Source organism: Cobetia marina, from assembly GCF_001720485.1.
Taxonomy (GTDB): domain Bacteria; phylum Pseudomonadota; class Gammaproteobacteria; order Pseudomonadales; family Halomonadaceae; genus Cobetia; species Cobetia marina.
The window spans coordinates 428,827-450,968 of sequence record NZ_CP017114.1; the positions used below are offsets into that span (position 1 = coordinate 428,827).

Annotated in this window: 12 protein-coding genes; 10 read left to right on the forward strand and 2 right to left on the reverse strand. The window is 62.1% G+C overall.

Going from position 1 to position 22,142, the window contains the following annotated elements; genetic code table 11:
- Positions 1-308: 308 nt before the first annotated feature.
- The 5 genes from gltB (at position 309) to eno (ending at position 10,466) form a co-directional block, all read left to right on the forward strand.
- A complete protein-coding gene (gene gltB, locus BFX80_RS01885) occupies positions 309-4,760 on the forward strand; it encodes a glutamate synthase large subunit (protein WP_084207839.1) in 4,452 nt (1,483 codons plus the stop codon).
- Positions 4,761-4,837: 77 nt separating this feature from the next.
- Entirely contained in the window at positions 4,838-6,253 is a 1,416-nt protein-coding gene (locus tag BFX80_RS01890) for an FAD-dependent oxidoreductase (protein ID WP_084207840.1), read from the forward strand.
- A 193-nt stretch (positions 6,254-6,446) separates the two neighbouring features.
- The gene (locus BFX80_RS01895; RefSeq protein WP_077377963.1) at positions 6,447-8,087 is read left to right on the forward strand and encodes a CTP synthase; all 1,641 of its coding nucleotides are present in this window, start codon (positions 6,447-6,449) and stop codon (positions 8,085-8,087) included.
- A gap of 135 nt (positions 8,088-8,222) precedes the next feature.
- Positions 8,223-9,074, forward strand: a complete 852-nt coding sequence (gene kdsA, locus BFX80_RS01900; RefSeq protein WP_084207841.1) for a 3-deoxy-8-phosphooctulonate synthase — start codon at positions 8,223-8,225, stop codon at positions 9,072-9,074.
- A gap of 102 nt (positions 9,075-9,176) precedes the next feature.
- Positions 9,177-10,466, forward strand: coding sequence for a phosphopyruvate hydratase (eno, locus tag BFX80_RS01905; protein WP_077377968.1), 1,290 nt, complete (start codon positions 9,177-9,179; stop codon positions 10,464-10,466).
- A gap of 1,213 nt (positions 10,467-11,679) precedes the next feature.
- Here eno and fdxA read toward each other — a convergent pair.
- Complete coding sequence (gene fdxA, locus BFX80_RS01915) at positions 11,680-12,003, reverse strand: ferredoxin FdxA (RefSeq protein WP_077377971.1); 324 nt, start codon at positions 12,001-12,003, stop codon at positions 11,680-11,682.
- A gap of 252 nt (positions 12,004-12,255) precedes the next feature.
- Positions 12,256-14,835: a DNA mismatch repair protein MutS gene (gene mutS, locus BFX80_RS01920; protein WP_084209581.1), complete on the reverse strand. Its 2,580-nt coding sequence runs from the start codon at positions 14,833-14,835 to the stop codon at positions 12,256-12,258.
- A gap of 168 nt (positions 14,836-15,003) precedes the next feature.
- Here mutS and BFX80_RS01925 point away from each other — a divergent pair, with 168 nt between their 5' ends.
- From BFX80_RS01925 to BFX80_RS01945, 5 genes are all read left to right on the forward strand, one after another.
- A complete protein-coding gene (locus tag BFX80_RS01925) occupies positions 15,004-15,525 on the forward strand; it encodes a CinA family protein (protein WP_084207843.1) in 522 nt (173 codons plus the stop codon).
- Positions 15,526-15,756: 231 nt separating this feature from the next.
- The gene (gene recA / locus BFX80_RS01930) at positions 15,757-16,818 is read left to right on the forward strand and encodes a recombinase RecA (protein ID WP_077377977.1); all 1,062 of its coding nucleotides are present in this window, start codon (positions 15,757-15,759) and stop codon (positions 16,816-16,818) included.
- A 147-nt stretch (positions 16,819-16,965) separates the two neighbouring features.
- Positions 16,966-17,604 carry a regulatory protein RecX gene (locus BFX80_RS01935; RefSeq protein ID WP_240499641.1) on the forward strand — a complete coding sequence of 213 codons (639 nt, stop codon included), beginning with the start codon at positions 16,966-16,968 and terminating at the stop codon, positions 17,602-17,604.
- Positions 17,605-17,852: 248 nt separating this feature from the next.
- The gene (alaS, locus tag BFX80_RS01940) at positions 17,853-20,456 is read left to right on the forward strand and encodes an alanine--tRNA ligase (protein ID WP_084207844.1); all 2,604 of its coding nucleotides are present in this window, start codon (positions 17,853-17,855) and stop codon (positions 20,454-20,456) included.
- Between the two features lie 109 nt (positions 20,457-20,565).
- Positions 20,566-21,813 carry an aspartate kinase gene (locus tag BFX80_RS01945; protein WP_077377982.1) on the forward strand — a complete coding sequence of 416 codons (1,248 nt, stop codon included), beginning with the start codon at positions 20,566-20,568 and terminating at the stop codon, positions 21,811-21,813.
- Positions 21,814-22,142: the final 329 nt, after the last annotated feature.

A 22,142-nucleotide genomic window follows, 5' to 3' on the forward strand; every position in this document is an offset into this window, starting at 1 on the left:
AAGACTAAAGTTGCAAGGCGAAACCCGCGAGGCATGTCTACCCGCTAAGCGCTTGAGCCTACAGGGTTTTTTGGAATGAGGTGTCTCTAACCTTCGGTTTTGTCAGGTTTTTTTGCCCGATGGGCGACCTGTGGAGAATTGCGCGGTGGGGAAGCGCGGGGATATGCTCGAGGGAAATCTGGCGTCGTGTTGCGACACTGATGGCGCCACTATCGGCAGGCATAAAAATAAAGATAACCGATAACTATAACCTCGAAAATGCTTGTTGAAAAGCATCTGGACACATGATTTCTCCGTGAGGCACGCCCATGAATAAAGGTCTCCACCAACCGGGAGAGTTCCGCGACAACTGCGGCTTCGGCTTGATCGCCCATATGGAAGGGCAGGCAAGCCATGAGCTGCTGCAGACTGCCATTGAATCCCTGACGTGCATGACTCACCGCGGTGGTATCGCTGCCGACGGCAAGACCGGTGATGGCTGCGGCCTGCTGCTCAAGATGCCGGATGGCTTCATGCGCCAGATCGCCCGAGAGACGCTCGGGCTCGAGCTGGGCGAGCGCTATGCCGTCGGTACGCTCTTCCTGCCGAATGATGACGCGCGTGAACAGGCCGCGCGTGATGCTTTCGAGTCCGCTCTGACGGCACGCAACCTCGAGGTGCTCGGCTGGCGTGACATGCCGGTGGATGACAGCGTGTGCGGCCCGATGGCCCGCGACTGCCTGCCGCGCATTCGTCAGGTCTTCGTTGCAGCTTCCAGTGAACGTACCGATATCGCCTTCAATGTCGACCTGTTCATGGCGCGCAGATACGCCGAGCAGGCGCTGAAGGGCGAAGAGGACTTCTACGTCTGCTCGCTGTCCGGCAAGGTCATCTCCTTCAAGGGTCTGGTGATGCCGGAAGACCTTCCGCGCTTCTACAAGGACCTGGGCGACCCGCGCCTCGAGACCGCGATCTGTGTCTTCCACCAGCGCTTCTCGACCAACACCGCGCCGCGCTGGCCGCTGGCCCAGCCGTTCCGCTTCCTCGCCCACAACGGCGAGATCAACACCATCGAGGCCAACCGTGGCTGGGCAAACGCGCGCAAGGAGAACTTCGTCTCCGAGCAGCTGCCCGAGATCGCCGAGCTGGACGAGATCGTCAACACGGTCGGCTCCGATTCCTCCAGCATGGACAACATGCTGGAAGTGCTGCTGACCGGTGGCATGGATATCTATCGCGCCATCCGCATGATGGTGCCGCCGGCCTGGCAGAACGTCGAGCAGATGGATTCCGACCTGCGGGCCTTCTACGAATACAATTCCATGCACATGGAAGCCTGGGATGGTCCGGCGGGCATCGTGCTCACCGACGGTCGCCACGCCGTGTGCATGCTGGACCGCAACGGTCTGCGTCCGGCGCGTTGGGTCATCACCCGCAATGGCTTCATCACGCTGGCCTCCGAGATCGGTACCTACGATTACAAGCCGGAAGATGTCGTCGCCAAGGGGCGTGTCGGGCCGGGGCAGGTGCTGGGTGTCGATACCGAGACCGGTGAAGTGCTGCACACCGATCAGGTCAGCGAGCGCCTCAAGGGGGCCCATCCCTACAAGCGCTGGTTGCGTGAAAATGCCAATTACCTCGAGTCCGCGCTGACCGAGCTGGCGCGTTTCCAGCCGATGGAAGCGGACACGCTGGACGTCTATCAGAAGATGTTCCAGGTCAGCTTTGAAGAGCGTGATCAGCTGCTGCGCCCGCTGGCCGAGAGCGGTCAGGAGGCGGTCGGCTCCATGGGGGATGACACCCCGATGGCCGTGCTGTCGCGCCAGAACCGCGTACTGACCGACTATTTCCGCCAGAAGTTCGCCCAGGTCACCAATCCGCCGATCGATCCGCTGCGCGAAGCGATCGTGATGTCGCTGGAGACCTGCTGTGGCGCCGAGCTCAACATCTTCGACGCGACGCCGGAACACGCGCATCGTCTGATCCTGACCACGCCGGTGCTGTCACCGCGCAAGTTCAATGCGCTGGTCAATCATGAGGACCCGGCGTTCACCTCCCAGACGCTCAAGCTGCACTATGACCCGAGTCAGGACTCTCTGAAGCAGGCGCTTCAGGGCATCTGTCAGCAGGCCGAGGAAGCGGCGCGCAATGGCAAGGTTATCCTGGTACTCAGCGACTGTGGCTTGAAGAAGGGACAGCTGCCGATCCATGCCGCACTGGCGACTGGCGCCATTCACCATCACCTCGGAGCACTGGCACTGCGTCCGCGCGTCAATCTGGTCATCGAGACCGGCTATGCGCGTGATGCACACCAGATGGCAGTGCTGTTCGGGGTTGGTGCCACGGCGGTCTACCCCTACCTTGCCTATCAGGTGATGGCCGACATGCATCGCACCGGCGAGCTGTCCGGCAACCCGGCCGATGCCCGCGAGAACTATCGCAAGGGCATGCAGAAGGGCCTCTACAAGATCCTGTCCAAGATGGGCATCTCGCACATCGGCTCCTACCGTGGCTCGCAGCTGTTCGAGGCCGTAGGGCTCAACAGTGAAGTCATGGACATGTGCTTCACCGGCATGGCCTCGCGCATCGAAGGCGCCGGCTTCGCCGAGCTGCAGTTCCAGCAGGAGCTGCTGGCGCGTGAAGCCTGGCTGCCGCGCAAGCGCATCAAGCAGGGCGGTCTGGTCAAGTACGTGCACGGTGGTGAGTACCACGCCTACAACCCTGACGTGGTGATGAAGCTGCAGCAGGCCGTGCAGCAGGGGGACTACGGCAAGTGGAAGGAATTCGCGCGCCTGGTCAACGAGCGTCCGGTCGCGACCATTCGCGATCTGTTGAGCCTCAAGCCCGTGGCCGAGCCGCTGCCGCTTGAGGAAGTCGAGTCCGTCGAATCACTGCTGCCGCGCTTCGACAGCGCCGGCATGTCTCTCGGCGCGCTGTCTCCCGAGGCACATGAGGCGCTGGCGCAGGCCATGAACGAGGCCGGCGGGCGCTCCAACTCCGGTGAGGGCGGTGAAGACCCGGCACGCTACGGTACCGTGCGCTCCTCCAAGATCAAGCAGATCGCGTCCGGGCGTTTCGGTGTCACGCCGGCGTACCTGGTCAATGCCGAGGTACTGCAGATCAAGGTCGCACAGGGCGCCAAGCCCGGTGAGGGCGGTCAGCTGCCGGGCGGCAAGGTCAACGACCTGATCGCACGTCTGCGCTACGCCGTGCCGGGGGTGACACTGATCTCGCCGCCGCCGCACCATGACATCTATTCCATCGAGGATCTGGCACAGCTGATCTTTGACCTGAAACAGGTCAATCCGTCAGCGCAGGTCTCGGTCAAGCTGGTCTCCGAGCCCGGTATCGGCACCATCGCCACCGGTGTCGCCAAGGCCTATGCCGACCTGATCACCGTCTCCGGCTACGACGGTGGCACCGCGGCCAGCCCGATCACCTCGATCAAGCATGCCGGTTCCCCGTGGGAGCTGGGGCTGCCCGAGGTGCACCAGGCGCTGCGCATCAATCAGTTGCGTCACAAGATTCGTCTGCAGACGGATGGCGGTCTCAAGACCGGTCTGGATGTGGTCAAGGCGGCGATTCTGGGGGCCGAGAGCTTCGGCTTCGGGACGGCACCGATGGTGGCGCTGGGCTGCAAGTACCTGCGTATCTGTCACCTGAACAACTGTGCCACCGGTGTCGCGACCCAGCACCAGGCGCTGCGTGATGAGCATTTCCGCGGCACCGTCGAGATGGTCAAGCACTACTTCCGCTTCATCGCTGAAGAGGTGCGCGAGCTGATGGCGCTGCTGGGCGTGCGCCAGATCACCGACCTGATCGGTCGTACCGATCTGCTCGAAGTGCTGGAAGGCGAGACCAACGCGCAGCGTCGTCTCGACCTCACGCCGTTGCTGGGCAATGACTTCGTGCCCGAGGACGCGCCGCAGTTCTGCCAGGTCAGCCGCAACGAGCCGCATGACCCCGGCGCCAAGAACCTCGAGATGCTGGCGGCGATGGAGTCGGCGATCGACAGCCGCAGCGGTGGCGAGTTCAGCTTCCATGTCACCAACTGCGATCGCTCCATCGGGGCGCGTGTCTCCGGTGAGATCGCCAAGCGGTATGGCGAGGCAGGACTGGCGGGCTCGCCGCTCAAGGTCAGCCTGACCGGCGTGGCAGGGCAGAGCTTCGGGGTCTGGAATGCGCATGGCCTCGAGATGCATCTGGAAGGCGATGCCAACGATTACGTCGGCAAGGGCATGAATGGCGGCAAGCTGACCATCGTGCCGCCGCGCGGCTCGCGCTTCGAGAGCCACAAGACGGCCATCATCGGCAACACCTGCCTGTATGGGGCGACCGGCGGCAAGTTGTACGCCGCGGGAACTGCCGGCGAGCGCTTCGCGGTGCGCAACTCCGGTGCGCATGCCGTCATCGAAGGGGCGGGCGATCACTGCTGTGAGTACATGACCGGCGGGCTGGTCTGCGTGCTGGGCGAAACCGGCGTCAACTTCGGTGCAGGCATGACCGGCGGCTTCGCCTATGTACTGGACGAGAGTCGAGACTTCGTCGACAAGTACAACCACGAGCTGGTGGAAATCCACCGTATCAATACCGAAGCCATGGAGGCCTATCGTCGCCATCTGCGCGAAGTGATCGAGGAATACGTGGCCGAGACCGGCTCCGAGCGCGGTCGCAACATCCTGCGTGATTTCCCTGACTTCGTGCGTCACTTCTGGTTGGTCAAGCCCAAGGCGGCAAGCCTGGGGGGATTGCTCGATCAGTCCCGGCGTCAGCCGGAGTGATCGCATCCCTCACCCTGGCAAGCCCCGGGTGAGGGCCCGCACCGCGACGGTGCCCGGATTTTGAGAGAGGATTTATCATGGCCAATCAGCTCGCCAACGACTTCCAGTTCATCGATGTGGGTCGTCAGGACCCGCAGAAGAAAGATGCTCGCGTGCGTGCCCGCGAGTTCAACGAGATATACGCCGAGTTCAAGCCGGTGGAAGCGGCCAGTCAGGCGCATCGCTGCCTGGGTTGCGGCAACCCCTACTGCGAGTGGAAGTGTCCGGTACACAACTACATCCCCAACTGGCTGAAGCTGGTCTCCGAGGGCAACATCCTCGAGGCTGCGGAGCTTTCGCACCAGACCAACTCGCTGCCCGAAGTCTGTGGGCGCGTCTGCCCGCAGGATCGTCTCTGTGAAGGCGACTGCACCCTGAATGATGGCTTCGGTGCCGTCACCATCGGTTCGGTCGAGAAGTACATCACCGACACCGCCTTCGCGATGGGCTGGCGCCCCGACATGTCCAAGGTCAGCTGGACGGACAAGCGCGTCGCCATCATCGGTGCCGGCCCGGCGGGTCTGGGGGCAGCCGATATCCTGGTGCGCAACGGTGTGCGTCCGGTGATCTATGATCGTCACCCGGAGATCGGTGGGCTGCTGACCTTCGGTATCCCGGAGTTCAAGCTCGAGAAGGGCGTGATGACGCGCCGACGCGAGATCTTCGAAGAGATGGGCATGGAGTTCCGTCTCAATGTCGAGGTCGGTCGTGACATCGGCTTCGATGCCCTGCTCGAGGAATACGATGCCGTCTTCCTGGGCATGGGCACCTACAACGCCATGAGCGGCGGTTTCCCGGGCGAGGATCTTCCGGGAGTTCACAAGGCGCTCGACTTCCTGATCGCCAACGTCAATCACTGCCTGGGCTTCGAGAAGGACCCGGCCGATTACGTCTCGATGGAAGGCAAGAAGGTCGTGGTGCTCGGCGGTGGTGATACCGCGATGGACTGCAACCGCACCTCCATCCGTCAGGGCGCCGATACCGTGACCTGTGCCTACCGTCGCGACGAGGCCAACATGCCGGGCTCGCGTCGTGAGGTGACCAATGCTCGTGAGGAAGGCGTCGACTTCCTGTTCAATCGCCAGCCGGTGGCGGTGGTCGGTGAGGGCAAGGTCGAGGGCGTCAAGGTCGTGCGTACCCGCATGGGTGAACCGGATGCCAACGGGCGCCAGCGTCCGGAAGTGGTGCCGGGTTCCGAAGAGATCCTGCCGGCGGATGCCGTCATCGTCGCCTTCGGCTTCCAGGCCAGTCCTGCGCCGTGGTTCACCGATTTCGATATCGGGGTCGATGAGCGTGGGCGCATCGCGACCAGTGCCGAGCGACTCGCCTTCCAGACCACCAATCCCAAGGTGTTCGCCGGTGGTGACATGGTGCGCGGTTCCGATCTGGTGGTGACCGCCATTGATGAAGGTCGCCGGGCCGCAGAAGGGATTCTCGATTTCCTGGAAGTGTAAAGAGATCGCAGTATCACGTATCAGGCCCGCCACGGCGGGCCTGATACGTTGGGCGGGTGCCCGTGGCGGCGTCACCAAGGATGGATGGAGTGGCAATCAAATTGAGCCGGAGCAGCCTTTCCGCTAGACTGGCGACCCATCCTGATCCGTTCCCCCGGATCTCTCCTACAGCTCACGTTTTCGGCAGGTTTCCATGACACGATTTATCTTCGTGACGGGCGGCGTTGTGTCCTCGCTTGGCAAGGGCATCGCATCCGCTTCGCTGGCGGCTATTCTCGAGGCCCGTGGCCTCAAGGTCACCATTCTCAAGCTGGATCCGTACATCAACGTCGATCCGGGCACCATGAGCCCGTTCCAGCACGGCGAAGTCTTTGTCACTGAAGATGGCGCGGAAACCGATCTGGACCTCGGTCACTACGAGCGTTTCATCCGCTCGCGCATGACCCAGGGCAACAACTTCACCACCGGCCGTGTCTACGAGCACGTGCTGCGCAAGGAGCGCCGCGGCGACTACCTGGGTGGAACGGTTCAGGTCATCCCGCACATCACCGACGAGATCAAGCGTCGCGTGATCGCTGGCGGTGAAGGCTATGACGTCGCGCTGGTCGAGATCGGTGGCACCGTCGGTGACATCGAGTCCCTGCCATTCCTGGAGTCGATCCGTCAGTTGCGCGCCCAGCTGGGTAGCGAGCGTGCCATCTTCATGCACCTCACGCTGGTGCCGTACATCAAGACGGCTGGTGAGACCAAGACCAAGCCGACCCAGCACAGCGTCAAGGAGCTGCGCTCCATCGGTATCCAGCCGGATATCCTGATCTGCCGCAGCGAAGTCGAGATCGAGGAAAGCGAGCGTCGCAAGATCTCGCTGTTCACCAATGTCGAGGAACGTGCTGTCGTGTCGCTGCAGGATGCCGACACCATCTATCGTATTCCGCTGATGTTGCATGAAGCCGGTCTCGATGAGATTGTCTGCGACAAGCTGCGCCTGGAGGCCAAAGAGGCCGACATGTCCGAGTGGGTGTCGGTACTGGATGCCAAGCTCAACCCGCTCAAGACCATCAACATCGCGATGGTCGGCAAGTACATGGAGCTGCTGGACGCCTACAAGTCCCTGAACGAGGCACTGATTCATGCCGGTATCCAGGGACGTGTGAAGGTCAACGTCGACTTCATCGATTCCGAAGAGATCGAGCGCAACGGTACCGATCGTCTGATCGGCAAGGACGCGGTGCTGGTGCCGGGCGGTTTCGGCGAGCGGGGTGTGGAAGGCAAGATCGCCACCGCACGCTTCGCACGTGAGAACAAGGTGCCGTATCTGGGTATCTGTCTGGGCATGCAGGTCGCGGTCATCGAGTTTGCCCGCAACGTGGCCGGCTGGACTGATGCGAACTCCACCGAGTTCACTCACGACACCCAGCACCCGGTGGTCGGTCTGATCACTGAATGGCTGACGCCGGAAGGCAAGATCGAGACCCGTGACGCGGCATCCGACCTGGGCGGCACCATGCGTCTGGGCGGTCAGGCCTGTCGTCTGCTCAACGGCTCCAAGGCGCATCAGGCCTATGGCAGCGATGAGATCGTCGAGCGTCACCGCCACCGCTATGAGGTCAACGACCAGTTCGTGCCGGCGCTGGAAGAGGCCGGTCTGATCTTCTCGGGCCGCAGCGTCGACAACTCGCTGGTCGAGATGGTCGAGCTGCCGGACCACCCGTGGTTCGTCGCGTGTCAGTTCCACCCGGAGTTCACCTCCACCCCGCGTGATGGTCACCCGCTGTTCTCCGGCTTCGTGAATGCGGCGCTCAATCACAAGGCGGCGCGGACTCGCGGCGAGTGATAGGGTGATCGCCGGGCGTCACGCCAGAGTGGCGCCCGTGGGTCTTTTCCGCGGCGGCTCATCAAGAATGTCCGGCAGGCAAGGGCATCGCGGCTGAGCCGCCGGTGGGCAACGTTTTTGATGGACGGTGCAGTGATGAGCAACGAACAACGCGTGATCGAATTTGCAGGCCTGCAAGTCGCCAATGATCGGCCGATGACGCTTTTCGGTGGCATGAACGTGCTGGAATCGCGTGAGCTGGCACTGGAGGTCGCCGAGCAATATGTCGAGGTGACATCGCGCCTCGGCATGCCGTACGTCTTCAAGGCCAGCTTCGACAAGGCCAATCGCAGCTCCATGCACTCCTATCGCGGGCCGGGGATGGAGAAGGGTCTCGAGATCCTCGCCGAGATCAAGTCGCGCTTTGGCGTGCCGGTCATCACTGACGTCCACGAGCCTCATCAGGCAGCTGCCGTGGCCGAAGTGGCCGATGTCATCCAGCTGCCCGCCTTCCTGGCGCGCCAGACGGATCTGGTCGTGGCCATGGCGCGCACCGGTGCCGTCATCAACGTCAAGAAGCCGCAGTTCCTGGCCCCGCACGAAATGCGCCATATCGTCGCCAAGTGCGGTGAAGCGGACAATGACCGGATTCTGCTGTGCGAGCGCGGCTCCAGCTTCGGCTACAACAATCTGGTGGTCGACATGCTCGGCATGGCCGAGATGAAGGATACGGGGCTGCCGGTGCTGTTCGATGTCACCCACTCGCTGCAACGCCCGGGTGGGCGGGCCGATTCCGCCGGTGGTCGTCGTGAGCAGGTCTTCGATCTGGCCCGTTCCGGCGTGGCGCTGGGGCTGGCAGGCCTGTTCCTCGAGGCACATCCGGACCCGGACAATGCCAAATGTGACGGCCCCTGCGCATTGCCGCTGGATCAGCTCGAACCCTTCCTGCGCCAGCTGCAATCGCTGGATTCGCTGGTGAAGGGCTTTGCGCCGCTGGATATTCGCTGAACATGACTACTGGCCGTTCACTACCCTGTGAGCGGCCTTTTTGCGCTATGGGCAAGATGCCCGTCGTGGTGTTTCAATCCCCCGTGTAGAGGACGACACAAGATGGCCAATATCGTCGAAATCCGCGCCCTTGAGGTGCTCGATTCCCGTGGTAACCCGACCGTACAGGCCGAGGTCGTGCTGGAAGGTGGACAACGTGCCAGCGCCTGCGCGCCTTCCGGTGCCTCCACCGGTTCGCGCGAAGCGCTGGAATTGCGTGATGGCGACAAGAGCCGTTATCTGGGCAAGGGTGTGCTGAAGGCAGTCGAAGCCGTCAATGGCCCGATCCGCGAGCGTCTCGTGGGCATGGATGCACTGGACCAGCGTGCGCTGGATGACGCCATGCTGGCGCTGGATGGCACCGAGAACAAGGAATCGCTGGGTGCCAATGCGATCCTCGCGGTCTCCCTGGCCGCTGCCAAGGCAGCTGCCCAGGCCAAGGGCATCGAGCTCTACGCTCACATCGCCGAGCTCTACGGTCAGCCGGGCAAGTACTCCATGCCGGTGCCGATGATGAACATCATCAATGGCGGCGAGCATGCCGACAACAATGTCGACATCCAGGAGTTCATGGTCCAGCCGGTCGGCGCGCCGACCTTCCGTGAAGCGCTGCGCACCGGCGCCGAGATCTTCCACGCGCTCAAGAAGGTCCTGCAGGGCCGCGATCTGAGCACTTCCGTGGGCGACGAAGGTGGTTTCGCACCGAACCTTGCCTCCAATGCCGAAGCGCTGGCGGTCATCAAGCAGGCGGTCAGCGATGCGGGCTACACGCTGGGCACTGACGTGACCCTGGCGCTGGATTGTGCCTCCTCCGAGTTCTACAAGGATGGCCAGTACAATCTGTCTGGTGAAGGCAAGAGCTTCGATGCACGTGGTTTCGTCGACTACCTGGCCGAGCTGGCGGACGAATACCCCATCGTGTCCATCGAAGACGGCATGGACGAGTCTGACTGGGAAGGCTGGAAACTGCTGACCGACAAGCTCGGCGACAAGGTGCAGCTGGTCGGTGATGACCTGTTCGTCACCAACACGCGCATCCTGAGCCGTGGTATAGATGAAGGCATCGGCAACTCCATCCTGATCAAGTTCAACCAGATCGGTTCACTGTCCGAGACCCTGGATGCGATCAAGATGGCGCAGGCCGCTGGCTTCACTGCGGTCATCTCCCACCGCAGTGGCGAGACCGAAGACACCACCATCGCCGACCTCGCCGTGGGTACCTGTGCCGGGCAGATCAAGACCGGTTCTCTGTGCCGCTCTGACCGTGTCGCCAAGTACAACCGCCTGCTGGTGATCGAGCAGCAGCTGGGCGATGTCGCCTACAATGGCCTGAAAGAGATCAAGGGCCAGTAAGCAGGCGACAGGCTTGTGGATGCCGTCTTGGTCGTCGGCATCCACAACGCTTCCACATGACGGGGTCGTACCTTCGGGTACGGCCCCGTCGTGCGTTACACGTGCTGTCCGCGCAGGTTGCGTCTCAAGTACGTGGACTTTCCCCATCTCTGCAGTCAGTTCATGTAAGCCTTTTCCTACAAGATATGCAGGATATAGAGGATAACTGCTGCACTCCGGATACGTGTTCAATCGTATGTTTTTCTTTAGATCACTGTTTTACAACAGTTTTATCTAAAAGCTTCCTTGTTTGTCCCGATTCGTCTGAGCGGTTTGGCTAGTTGCCTGATGACGGCTTGCTGACCAGAATAGCGTCATGGAAGCGGGATGCGGCGGGACACCGCACCCTTGAGCAGGATGCTCTTGATGATCTTCCAGGGAGTACGTCGGGCAGGATGCCCGACTCGTCTGAACAGGATGTTCAGCGAACAGGAACCGTCAAGGATGACGGAAGCAGCAGCACTGCATGGCATCTTGCCCGAGGAGCGGGCAGGAATTGGCCAGGGACCACGGATGAATGGCCAGGTACAGGAAGTACCGGATCAGGAAGATCCAGAGTGACGGTATCGTCATTGGCAGCGGACGCGCAATCATGACAGGGATGGTTGATGGGTCTCGACCCGATATGCAGTCAGGAAGCTCGCCTTCACAGGAGTGACGGATGACGGGACATCATCCGTGTCAGGCAGACGAGGCAATCAGCGGCAGAATCTCGACGGCAGGATGCCGAGGCAAGGATGTCAGATCACGGAACATCATGAGACTGTCAGCTGAGGCAGGTCAGGAGCGGCACGGGCAGGATGCCGGGCAATGCATCTGCGATGCAGTTGCATGAGCAGGACAGCAGGGCAGGCAATAAGCAGAAACGGGCATTGTGGTGGGACAGCTGCGCAAGCAGTGCCACAATGCCCCATGCGTGACGGTGCGCTCTGAATGGCAGGATGCCATGACGGGCAGGGACAGCACCCAGGAACACGATCCAGGACGGATCGACAGGGACACGCTTGGAGCGGGCGACCTTTCGGGGTTGCCCTTTTTTGTGCCTTTTTTTCGGCCCCACCTGCCGGGCTGGCTGACCATGAGCGCTCAAGACGAAGACGGCAGCCACCCCTGAGGGAGTGGCTGCCGTCTTGATGAGAACCTGGTGCTTGCCCGGTCAGGTCGGGCAGGGCATTTACTGCTCCAGGTATTCGAGCTTGCCTTCGACACCATCCCACTTCTCGGCGTCTTCCATGGCGTCCTTCTTCTCGCTGATGTTCGGCCACACTTCGGCCAGATCGGCATTCAGCTCGATGAATTCCTTCTGATTCTCCGGCACTTCGTCCTCGGAGAAGATGGCTTCCGCGGGACACTCCGGCTCGCACAGAGCGCAGTCGATGCACTCGTCCGGGTTGATGACCAGGAAGTTGGGGCCTTCATAGAAGCAATCGACCGGGCAGACCTCCACGCAGTCAGTGTATTTGCAGCGGATGCAGTTCTCGGTGACGATGAATGCCATCTGGGTCTCCTGACGCGGGTCGGCGTCTCTCGTAGGTCGTGGTCCAGCGCCACTCTGTGCCGTCTGAGCGGCATCTTGAGTTTCAGGTTATAAGCGGCGCGAGTGTTATAAGGCGTTATTCTAGTGGCGCTCTGCCGCCCTCGCAATCAGCGTGGGCGGATCGTTTTGGAATGGTGCTATGCCCATCGCGCACTGTCGAGTGTCGGCAGGCGCATCGTGTCATGCGACTTGTCAGTCGACTCACTCCGCCGCTTACTGGATCTTGCGCCATTCATAGATGAGTTCCAGTGCCCGCTTGGGGCTCAGGTCATCCGGGTCCAGCTGGGTCAAGGCTTCGACGATCGGGTGAGGCGGTGCCGCGAAGAGGTCATTCTGCTGCGGTACTGGCTGGCCGAGTGCATCTTCACGGGCAACCTGCGGACGATCGACCTCCTGCTGCTCGAGACTGGTCAATTTCTCACGTGCACGCAGGATGACGTTCTGCGGGACCCCGGCCAGCTGGGCAACCTGCAGGCCATAACTCTGGCTTGCCGGCCCCTCCTCGACACGGTGCATGAAGACGATGCCATCGCCATGCTCTGCGGCGGTCAGGTGAACGTTGGCCACGCCATCGACGTGCTCGGGGAGTGCCGTCATCTCGAAATAATGGGTCGCGAACAGCGTGAAGGCGCGCGTGCGGGCCAGGTGCTCGGCGCTTGCCCAGGCCAATGACAGGCCATCGAAGGTCGAGGTGCCGCGACCGATCTCATCCATCAGCACCAGACTCTCGTCGGTGGCGTTGTGCAGGATGCTGGCAGTCTCGGTCATCTCGACCATGAAGGTCGAGCGGCCACCGGCCAGGTCATCCGAGGAGCCGATACGCGTGAAGATGCGATCCAGCGGGCCGATGCAGGCGCGAGCGGCGGGTACGAAGCTGCCGGTATGCGCGAGCAGTGCGATCAGCGCGGTCTGACGCATGTAGGTGGATTTACCGCCCATGTTGGGGCCGGTGATCACCAGCATGCGGCGCGCATCGTCAAAGCGCACGTCGTTGGGCACGAAGGGGTGGTCGCTGACATGTTCCACCACCGGGTGGCGGCCGCCTTCGATGTCGATTCCCGGCGTGTCGCTGAGCTGTGGGCGGACGAAGTCCAGTGCGGCGGCGCGATCAGCGAAGGCGGTGAGCACATCCAGTGACGCCAGGGCGCGTGCCGTCTGCTGCAGGCCATCCAGTTCGGTATTCAGGTCATCCAGAAGGTGCTCATACAGCAGCTTCTCGCGGGCCAGCGACTTGGACTTGGCCGACAGCGCCTTGTCCTCGAATTCCTTGAGTTCCGGGATGATGAAGCGCTCGGCATTCTTGAGCGTCTGGCGGCGGATGTATTCCGGCGGAGCTTCCGCTGACTGGGAGCGCGGCAGCTCGATGAAGTAACCATGAACGCGGTTGTAGCCGACCTTGAGGTTGCTGATGCCGGTGCGCTCACGCTCACGGGTCTCGAGGGCCACCAGATACTGACCGGCGTTCTCGGAGAGGCCGCGATACTCGTCCAGCTCATCGTCGTAGCCATCGGCGATCACCCCGCCATCGCGCAGCACGACCGGCGGATTCTCGATCAGCGCTTCGCTGAGCATGGCCGAGAGGGCGGGGAACAGGCGGATGCCATCGCGCAGGTCATCGATGGCACTGCCTTTCTCGACGCTGGCGAGCACGGCGCGCAGCTCTGGCAGTGTATTGAGGCCATCACGCAGGCGCGCCATGTCCCGCGGGCGGGCGCTGCGCAGTGCAACACGCGCCAGGATGCGCTCCACATCGCCGATCCGCTTGAGCAGGCCTTGCAGTTCGAAGGGGTAGTCACCCTCAATCAAGCGCTGCACTGCCGCCTGGCGCTGGCCGATCTGGGTCTGATCGCGCAGCGGGCGGTTGAGCCAGCGCTTGAGCAGGCGTGAGCCCATCGCGGTAGCAGTCACGTCCAATACGCTGGCCAGCGTGTTGTCGCTGCTGCCGCCAAGATTGGTGTCGATCTCGAGGTTGCGACGGCTGGCGGCATCGATCACGACCGAATCGTCGCGACTCTCCACGGCCAGCGCCGTCACGTGGGGCAGACCGGTGCGCTGCGTGTCACGCGCGTAGTCGAGCAGGGCACCAGCAGCGGTGACCGCGCAGGTCAGATGACTGCAACCGAAACCATTGAGGTCCTGAACGCCGAACTGATCGCACAGCAGGCGCAACGCGGTCTCATGGTCGAAATGCCAGTCACTCTGACGGGTCAGGCCCGGGCGTGAGGCAAGACTGCTTGGCAGTTCACGACTCTCGCCGACCATCAGCTCGGCGGGTGACAGACGCTGGATCTCGGCCAGCAGTTCTTCATCGCCATTGACTTCCAGTACGCTGAAGCGTCCTGAGGAAAGCTCCAGTGCCGCCAGGCCCCAGGTCTCACCGTCTCGATGCAGCGCCACCAGCAGATTGTCACGGCTGGCATCCAGAAGCGCCTCGTCATGCAGGGTGCCCGGTGTGACGATGCGCACCACCTTGCGCTCGACGGGGCCCTTGGTGGTCGCGGGATCGCCGATCTGCTCGCAGATGGCCACGGATTCGCCCATTTTCACCAGGCGTGCCAGGTAACCCTCGGCGCTGTGATAAGGCACCCCTGCCATGGGAATGGGGGAGCCGCCGGAGCTGCCACGTGCCGTCAGGGTGATGTCGAGCAGTTGCGCGGCTCGCTTGGCGTCCTCATGGAACAGCTCATAGAAGTCGCCCATGCGATAGAACAGCAGCACACCGGGGTGCTCGCGTTTGATCTTCATGTACTGCGCCATCATCGGCGTCATCTGGGGCGCGCTGTTCTTGGCCATGGCCATGGACTTCCTTGACTGCACTGCAATGGGAAAAAGACGCACATGCGAGAACACGGCATGCGGGATGCGCGATATTCTACGGACTGGCACGGCCGGCTCCAATGCCTGTGATGCCTCCTGCTCGCTTCCCTTTTCCTCAGACCACTTCTAGAAAGGAGTTCGTTCATGGCCCGATTGACGGATACGACGTCCGAGGCACCGGATGCGAATGCACTGGCCGAGCAGCTGCAGGCGCTGGCATTGGCGCGCGGAGTCCAGATCACTGCTGCAGAGTCATGCACCGGGGGTGGCGTGAGTGCCGCGATCACGGCGATTTCCGGTAGCTCCGGCTATTTCGAGGCGGGCTATGTGACCTACTCGAATGCTGCCAAGCGGCGTCTGCTCGGCGTCAGCGAAGCATCGCTCGCGGACTTCGGGGCAGTCTCCGAGGCCGTCGTGCGCGAGATGGTCAAGGGAGCGTGTCGTGACAGCGGTGCCGAATTGGGGGTGGCAATCAGTGGTGTGGCGGGTCCGGGAGGCGGCAGTGAAGAAAAGCCCGTGGGGACGGTGTGGCTGGCATGGGGCAGTGAGGCGCGACAGCAGGCGCGGTGTTTCCACTTTCCGGGAGACCGGCAGGCCGTGCGCGACGCCGCCGTGAGGGTGGCATTGCAAGGCTTGATCGAATGCGTGGAAGCCTGGCAGGGCTGAACTGGTGAGGCTCGAGACGCATGCAACCCTCTGCGTTGAGACTGCTGCCTGAAAAAGCGCATCACCGGACTGGCAGAACGATGAAACATGCGGCATCATACTGTCCATGTATACAGGGTTTTGCCATGACAGCCCAGCCGCTAGGCTGACAGTCTCTGCATCACCCGAAGCTTGAGAATTTCCTATTTCAGGTGGTTGCCCATGCGGCGCCGCCGTTCGACAGGAGGCCACATGGCACAGGACGACAATCGTACCAAGGCGCTGAACGCGGCGCTGTCCCAGATCGAGCGCCAGTTCGGCAAGGGCGCCGTCATGCGCATGGGCGATGCCCCGCGTGTGGCCATCCCGTCGGTATCCACCGGGTCTCTGGGCCTGGATATCGCGCTCGGCATCGGTGGCCTGCCTTTCGGTCGAGTGGTCGAGATCTACGGTCCGGAATCCTCGGGCAAGACGACACTGACGCTCTCGGTCATCGCCCAGGCCCAGAAGCAGGGCAAGGTGTGTGCCTTCATCGATGCCGAGCACGCGCTGGATCCGTCCTACGCCGAGAAGCTCGGCGTCAATCTGGACGAGATGCTGGTCTCCCAGCCGGATACCGGTGAGCAGGCACTCGAGATCGTCGACATGCTGGTGCGTTCCGGTGGTGTCGACGTCATCATCGTCGATTCCGTGGCAGCCCTGACGCCGCGTGCCGAGATCGAGGGTGAGATGGGTGACTCCCACGTCGGCCTGCAGGCGCGTCTGATGTCCCAGGCGCTGCGCAAGGTGACGGGTCACATCAAGAATGCCAACTGCATGGTGGTGTTCATCAACCAGATCCGCATGAAGATCGGGGTGATGTTCGGTAGCCCGGAAACCACCACCGGTGGTAACGCGCTGAAGTTCTACTCGAGTGTCCGTCTCGACATCCGTCGTACCGGCTCCGTGAAGTCCGGCGATGAAGTCACCGGTAACGAGACTCGCGTCAAGGTCGTGAAGAACAAGGTCGCGCCGCCGTTCCGCCAGGCCGAGTTCCAGATTCTCTACGGCAAGGGCATCTACCACGCCGGTGAGGTCATTGATCTGGGCGTGCAGTGTGGTCTGGTCGGCAAGGCAGGTGCCTGGTACAGCTACCAGGGCAGCAAGATCGGTCAGGGCAAGGCCAACTCCGCCCAGTATCTGGAGGACAACCCCGCGATCATGGAAGAGATCGAGAGCCAGATTCGCGCCCAGCTGCTGGCTTCTCCGGAAACCAAGGAAGAGGCCAAGGAAGAAGTGGTCGCCGAAAATGAAGATGATCTGGATCTCGATTGAGACCTGCTCGAGAACGTGTTCATTGAGCGCTGATTTCAGCGCCTTTCAGTGATCTGCAGCGCCCGCCCCGTTTTCGGTGGCGGGCGCTGTGCGTTTTGCACCGGGGATTTCGCCATCTCGGGTGCCCCTCCAGAAAGGAGCGCCAACATGCACGATCAGGAAAGAGAGACCGCCGGGCCGGACTATCAGCCCCTCGATGTCGGCGCGATGACGCCGCAACGGCGTGCCCGCAATGACGCCATCGCACGTCTGGCACGCCGCGAGCACAGCCGTCGCGAGCTGCACGACTATCTCAAGGAGCGCGACTACCTGCAGACCGTCAGCGATGATGCGCTGGCGGAGCAGTCCGCGAGTGGCGAGGAGGGCGCCGAGACGCGCTTGAGTCGTGATGAGGTCGAGCTGCTGATCGAGGAAGTGCTGGAGCGTCTGGTCGAGGAAGGCCTGCAATCCGATGAGCGCTTCGCCGCCAGCTTCCTGCGGACACGGGTGCTGAGGGGGCAGGGCCCCAGGCGTATCCAGCAGGAGTTGCGCCAGCGTGGCATCGACAACGAGACGTCAGGTGCCGTGATGCGTGCTGCCTGTGATCCGGTGCCTGATGCCTTCGGACATATTGATGCGGTGGACTTCTTCGAGCTGGCGCGCGAGACGTTGGCAAGGCGCTTTTCCTCAGCGGGCGAGGGTCACAAGGAGCGTGCGCGCCGAGAGCGCTTCCTGCTCCAGCGCGGCTTCGACTACGAGCAGTTGCGCTACGCCATGGAGTCCGCCTGGACGGAAGACGAGGCGTGAGGCCAGCCATTGCCCGGGCAATGGCTCGGAACGCGCAAACCGGTCACTCAAGCCATTTCCCCCCCTTTAGCTTGCGCGAACAGGCGTTATACTAGGTCGTCTTGCGACGGCACGGGGCAGGCGCCTTCTTTCATGCTTTTCATTGCACCTCCATGCATTCCCACATGGATGAACATGCAGAAACCATGCGGAAGTCATGCAGAAGAAGACCCCCGGAGCGTCTTTACGCACATCGCTACGGAACCTCTATGAAAAGCGCAGAAATCAGAAACGCCTTCCTGACCTATTTCGAGAAGCAGGGGCATACCATCGTTCCCACCAGTTCTCTGGTGCCGAACAACGACCCGACCCTGCTGTTCACCAACGCCGGCATGGTGCCCTTCAAGGATGTCTTCCTGGGCCGTGATCCGCGTGGCTACAGCCGTGCCACCTCGGCACAGCGCTGCGTGCGCGCCGGCGGTAAGCACAATGACCTGGACAACGTCGGTTACACCGCACGTCACCACACCTTCTTCGAGATGCTGGGCAACTTCAGCTTCGGTGACTACTTCAAGCGCGAAGCCATCCAGTTCGCCTGGAAGTTCCTGACCGAAGAGCTGGGCCTGCCGAAGGAGAAGCTGTGGGTCACCGTGCACGTCAGCGATGACGAAGCCCGCGACATCTGGTTCAACGAGGTCGGCATCGATCAGAACCGCTTCTCGCGTCTCGACGAGGACAATTTCTGGCAGATGGGCGACACCGGCCCCTGTGGCCCGTCTTCCGAGATCTTCTATGATCACGGTGAAGACGTCGCCGGTGGCCCGCCGGGCAGCCCGGACGAAGATGGCGATCGCTACATCGAGATCTGGAACCTGGTCTTCATGCAGTTCGATCGTGATGCCGAAGGCACGCTGAACCCGCTGCCCAAGCCGTCCATCGATACCGGCATGGGGCTGGAGCGCGTCGCGGCCGTGATGCAGGGCGTGCACTCCAACTACGAGATCGACCTGTTCCAGAATCTGCTGGCGGCGGCGGCCGAGATCATCGGTCATGACAACATCACCACTCCCTCGCTGCGCGTGGTGGCGGATCACATCCGTTCGTGTGCCTTCCTGATCGCCGATGGCGTGCTGCCGTCCAACGAAGGGCGTGGCTACGTGCTGCGTCGCATCATCCGCCGTGCCGTGCGTCACGGTCACAAGCTGGGCGCGCGCGGCAGCTTCTTCTACAAGCTGGTCGCGGCGCTGGATGCCGAGATGGGCGATGCCTATCCGGAACTGCGCTCTGCGCGTGAGCAGATCGAGCGTGTGCTGCTCAAGGAAGAGGAGCAGTTCGCGCGTACGCTGGAGCACGGCATGAAGCTGCTCGAGGAGGCCATCGCCGAGCTGGATGGCAATACCCTCGACGGCGAAACCATCTTCAAGCTCTACGATACCTACGGCTTCCCCTACGACCTGACCGCCGACATCTGCCGCGAGCGCGAACTGATCCTCGATGAGGCCGGTTTCGAGGCCGCGCTGGAAGCTCAGCGTGAGCGTGCACGTGCTGCCAGCAATTTCGGGGGCGACTATTCCGCCAACCTGACGCTGGAAGGCGAGACGCAATTCACCGGCTATGATCACCTCGAGGGTGAGGCGACCGTCACCGCGCTGTTCGACAGCGAAGGCAATACGCTCGAGCGTCTCGAGGCCGATACCAAGGGCATCGTGGTACTCGATACCACGCCGTTCTATGGCGAGTCCGGTGGTCAGGCGGGCGATACCGGTTATCTACATCTGGAGGGCGGCCGTTTCCAGGTCAGTGATACCCAGAAGCAGGCCGGACATCATCTGCATCACGGTGTGCTGATCGAAGGTTCGCTCGCGGTGGGCGACGCGGTGCGTCCGCAGGTCGATGCAGATCTGCGTGCTGCCTCCGTGCGCAACCACTCCGCCACGCACCTGCTGCATGAAGCGCTGCGCCAGGTGCTGGGTGAGCACGTCCAGCAGAAGGGCTCGCTGGTGACGGCCGAGCGCCTGCGCTTCGACTTCAGTCACTTTGAGGCGATGACCGCAGAACAGCTCTCCGAGGTCGAGCGCATCGTCAATGCGCAGATTCTCGCCAACGCCGAGACCACCATCGAGTTCATGACTCTCGATGAAGCCAAGGCGCGCGGCGCGGCGGCACTCTTCGATGCCAAGTATGGTGAGCAGGTCCGCGTGCTGACCATCGGTCAGGATGCCTTCTCCATCGAGCTGTGTGGTGGGACTCACGTCAAGCGCAGTGGTGATATCGGTCAGATGCACATCATCGCCGAGACTGGCATCGCCTCCGGCGTGCGCCGCATCGAAGCCATCACTGGCCGTGCGGCACGTGATTTCCTGCTGGCGCAGGAAGCGACCCTGACTCGTCTGGGCGAGCGCCTCAAGGCCAAGCCGGAGCAGGTCGAGGAGCGTGTCACCAGTCTGCTTGAGCGCAACCGCGGTCTCGAGAAGGAGCTTGAGCGTCTGAAGGCCAAGCTGGCGTCCGCTTCTGCCAGTGACATGCTGAGCGACATCGCGGATGTCCAGGGGCTCAAGGTGCTGGCCAAGCAGGTCGAAGGCGTCTCCGGCAAGGAGTTGCGTGGCCTGATGGATGACCTGAAATCCAAGCTGGGTTCCGGCATTCTGGTGCTTGGCGTCGCGGATGGTGACAAGGTCAGCCTGATTGCGGGCGTCACCGATGATCTGACCTCGCGCATCAAGGCGGGTGATCTGGTGCGTCACGTGGCTGAGCAGGTCGGTGGCAAGGGCGGTGGTCGTGCTGACATGGCGCAGGCCGGTGGCAGTGATGCCGCATCGCTTCCCGGGGCACTGGCCGGCGTGCCAGCCTGGGTAGACGCCCAGCTGGGGTAAGAAGACAAGATGAAGGCCGGGCTTCTCGTGAGGAGACCCGGCCTCTTTTTGGGCCCGCATGAGTCTCATGTGGGGACAACGCAAACGGACACGGATAACGGAAACGCACATGGCGCTATACGTTCAGAAGTTCGGAGGCACTTCGGTCGGCTCGGTGGAGCGGATCAAGGCCGTCGCCGAGAAGGTCAAGCGATTCCGCGACGAAGGACATCAGGTTGTCGTGGTCGTCTCAGCCATGAGTGGCGAGACGAACCGACTGATCGGTCTCGCCAGCGAGATCAACGATGACCCGACGCCGCGCGAAATGGACATGCTGGTCTCTACCGGTGAGCAGGTGACCATCTCCCTGCTGGCCATGGCACTGCAGAAGATCGGTGTCGACGCGACCTCCTATACCGGCGCTCAGGTAGGCATTCGTACCGATAGCGCGCACACCAAGGCGCGTATCCAGCGCATCGACACCGATGACCTGCGCGAAGACCTCGATGCTGGCAAGGTCGTGGTGGTCGCTGGCTTCCAGGGGGTCGATGATGAAGGCAATATCACGACACTGGGGCGCGGTGGCTCCGATACCACCGGCGTCGCCCTGGCGGCAGCCCTCAAGGCGGACGAGTGTCAGATCTATACCGATGTCGATGGTGTCTACACCACTGATCCACGTGTGTGCTCCAAGGCACGTCGTCTGGAGACGGTGACCGTCGAGGAAATGCTGGAAATGGCGAGCCTTGGCTCCAAGATCCTGCAGATCCGTTCGGTGGAATTCGCCGGCAAGTACAATGTTCCCCTGCGTGTGCTGTCTTCCTTCGAGGATGGCCCGGGTACCCTGATCGTCGCTGAGGAAGAAGACAACATGGAAGAACCGCTGATCTCTGGCATTGCCTTCAATGTCAACGAAGCCAAGCTGACCCTGCTCAACACGCCGGACATTCCGGGTGTCGCCTCCAAGATTCTGGGCCCGATCGCCGATTCCAACATCGAGATCGACATGATCGTCCAGAACGTCTCCCCGGACGGCAATACGACCGACTTCTCCTTCACGGTGGCCAAGAGCGACTTCAAGGCGACCCAGCGTATCCTCAACGAGACGGTCATTCCGTCCGTCGGCGGCGGTGAGCTCAGAGGCGATGACAATATCGCCAAGGTCTCGCTGGTCGGTGTCGGCATGCGTTCCCATGCCGGTGTCGCCTCCAAGATGTTCCGCGTGCTGGCGGAAGAGGGCATCAACATCCGCATGGTGTCCACGTCCGAGATCAAGATCTCCGTTCTGATCGACGAGAAGTTCATGGAGCTGGCCGTGCGTGCACTGCACACCGCCTTCGGCCTGGATGCGGAAGCCGTCAGCGACGAGACTGCCTGATTTGCATTGAATGATCAGCACAATGGTGCTCAGATGAAGTGACTTGCCACCCGTGGGTGGCTCGTCCTTCCGCCAGGGACTGCACTGCATGGAAGTGAGGCCCGGCAAGGAGCGCCAGGGGCCCTGCCTCATGCACCCGATACATTGGCGATCGCACCTTCTGGGGGAGAGCCGGTGTGTCGGGTGCTTTCATTCAACGAGTCATTCAGTTGATATGAAGGGGTGGTGTTGGCCGTCGGAGCATGCATGACGCATAATCTCCAGGCCTCATGCACCTCGGTGGCCGGCTCGTCCCTGCCGGTCGCTGACTTCGAATCCTGTTGCCGTCC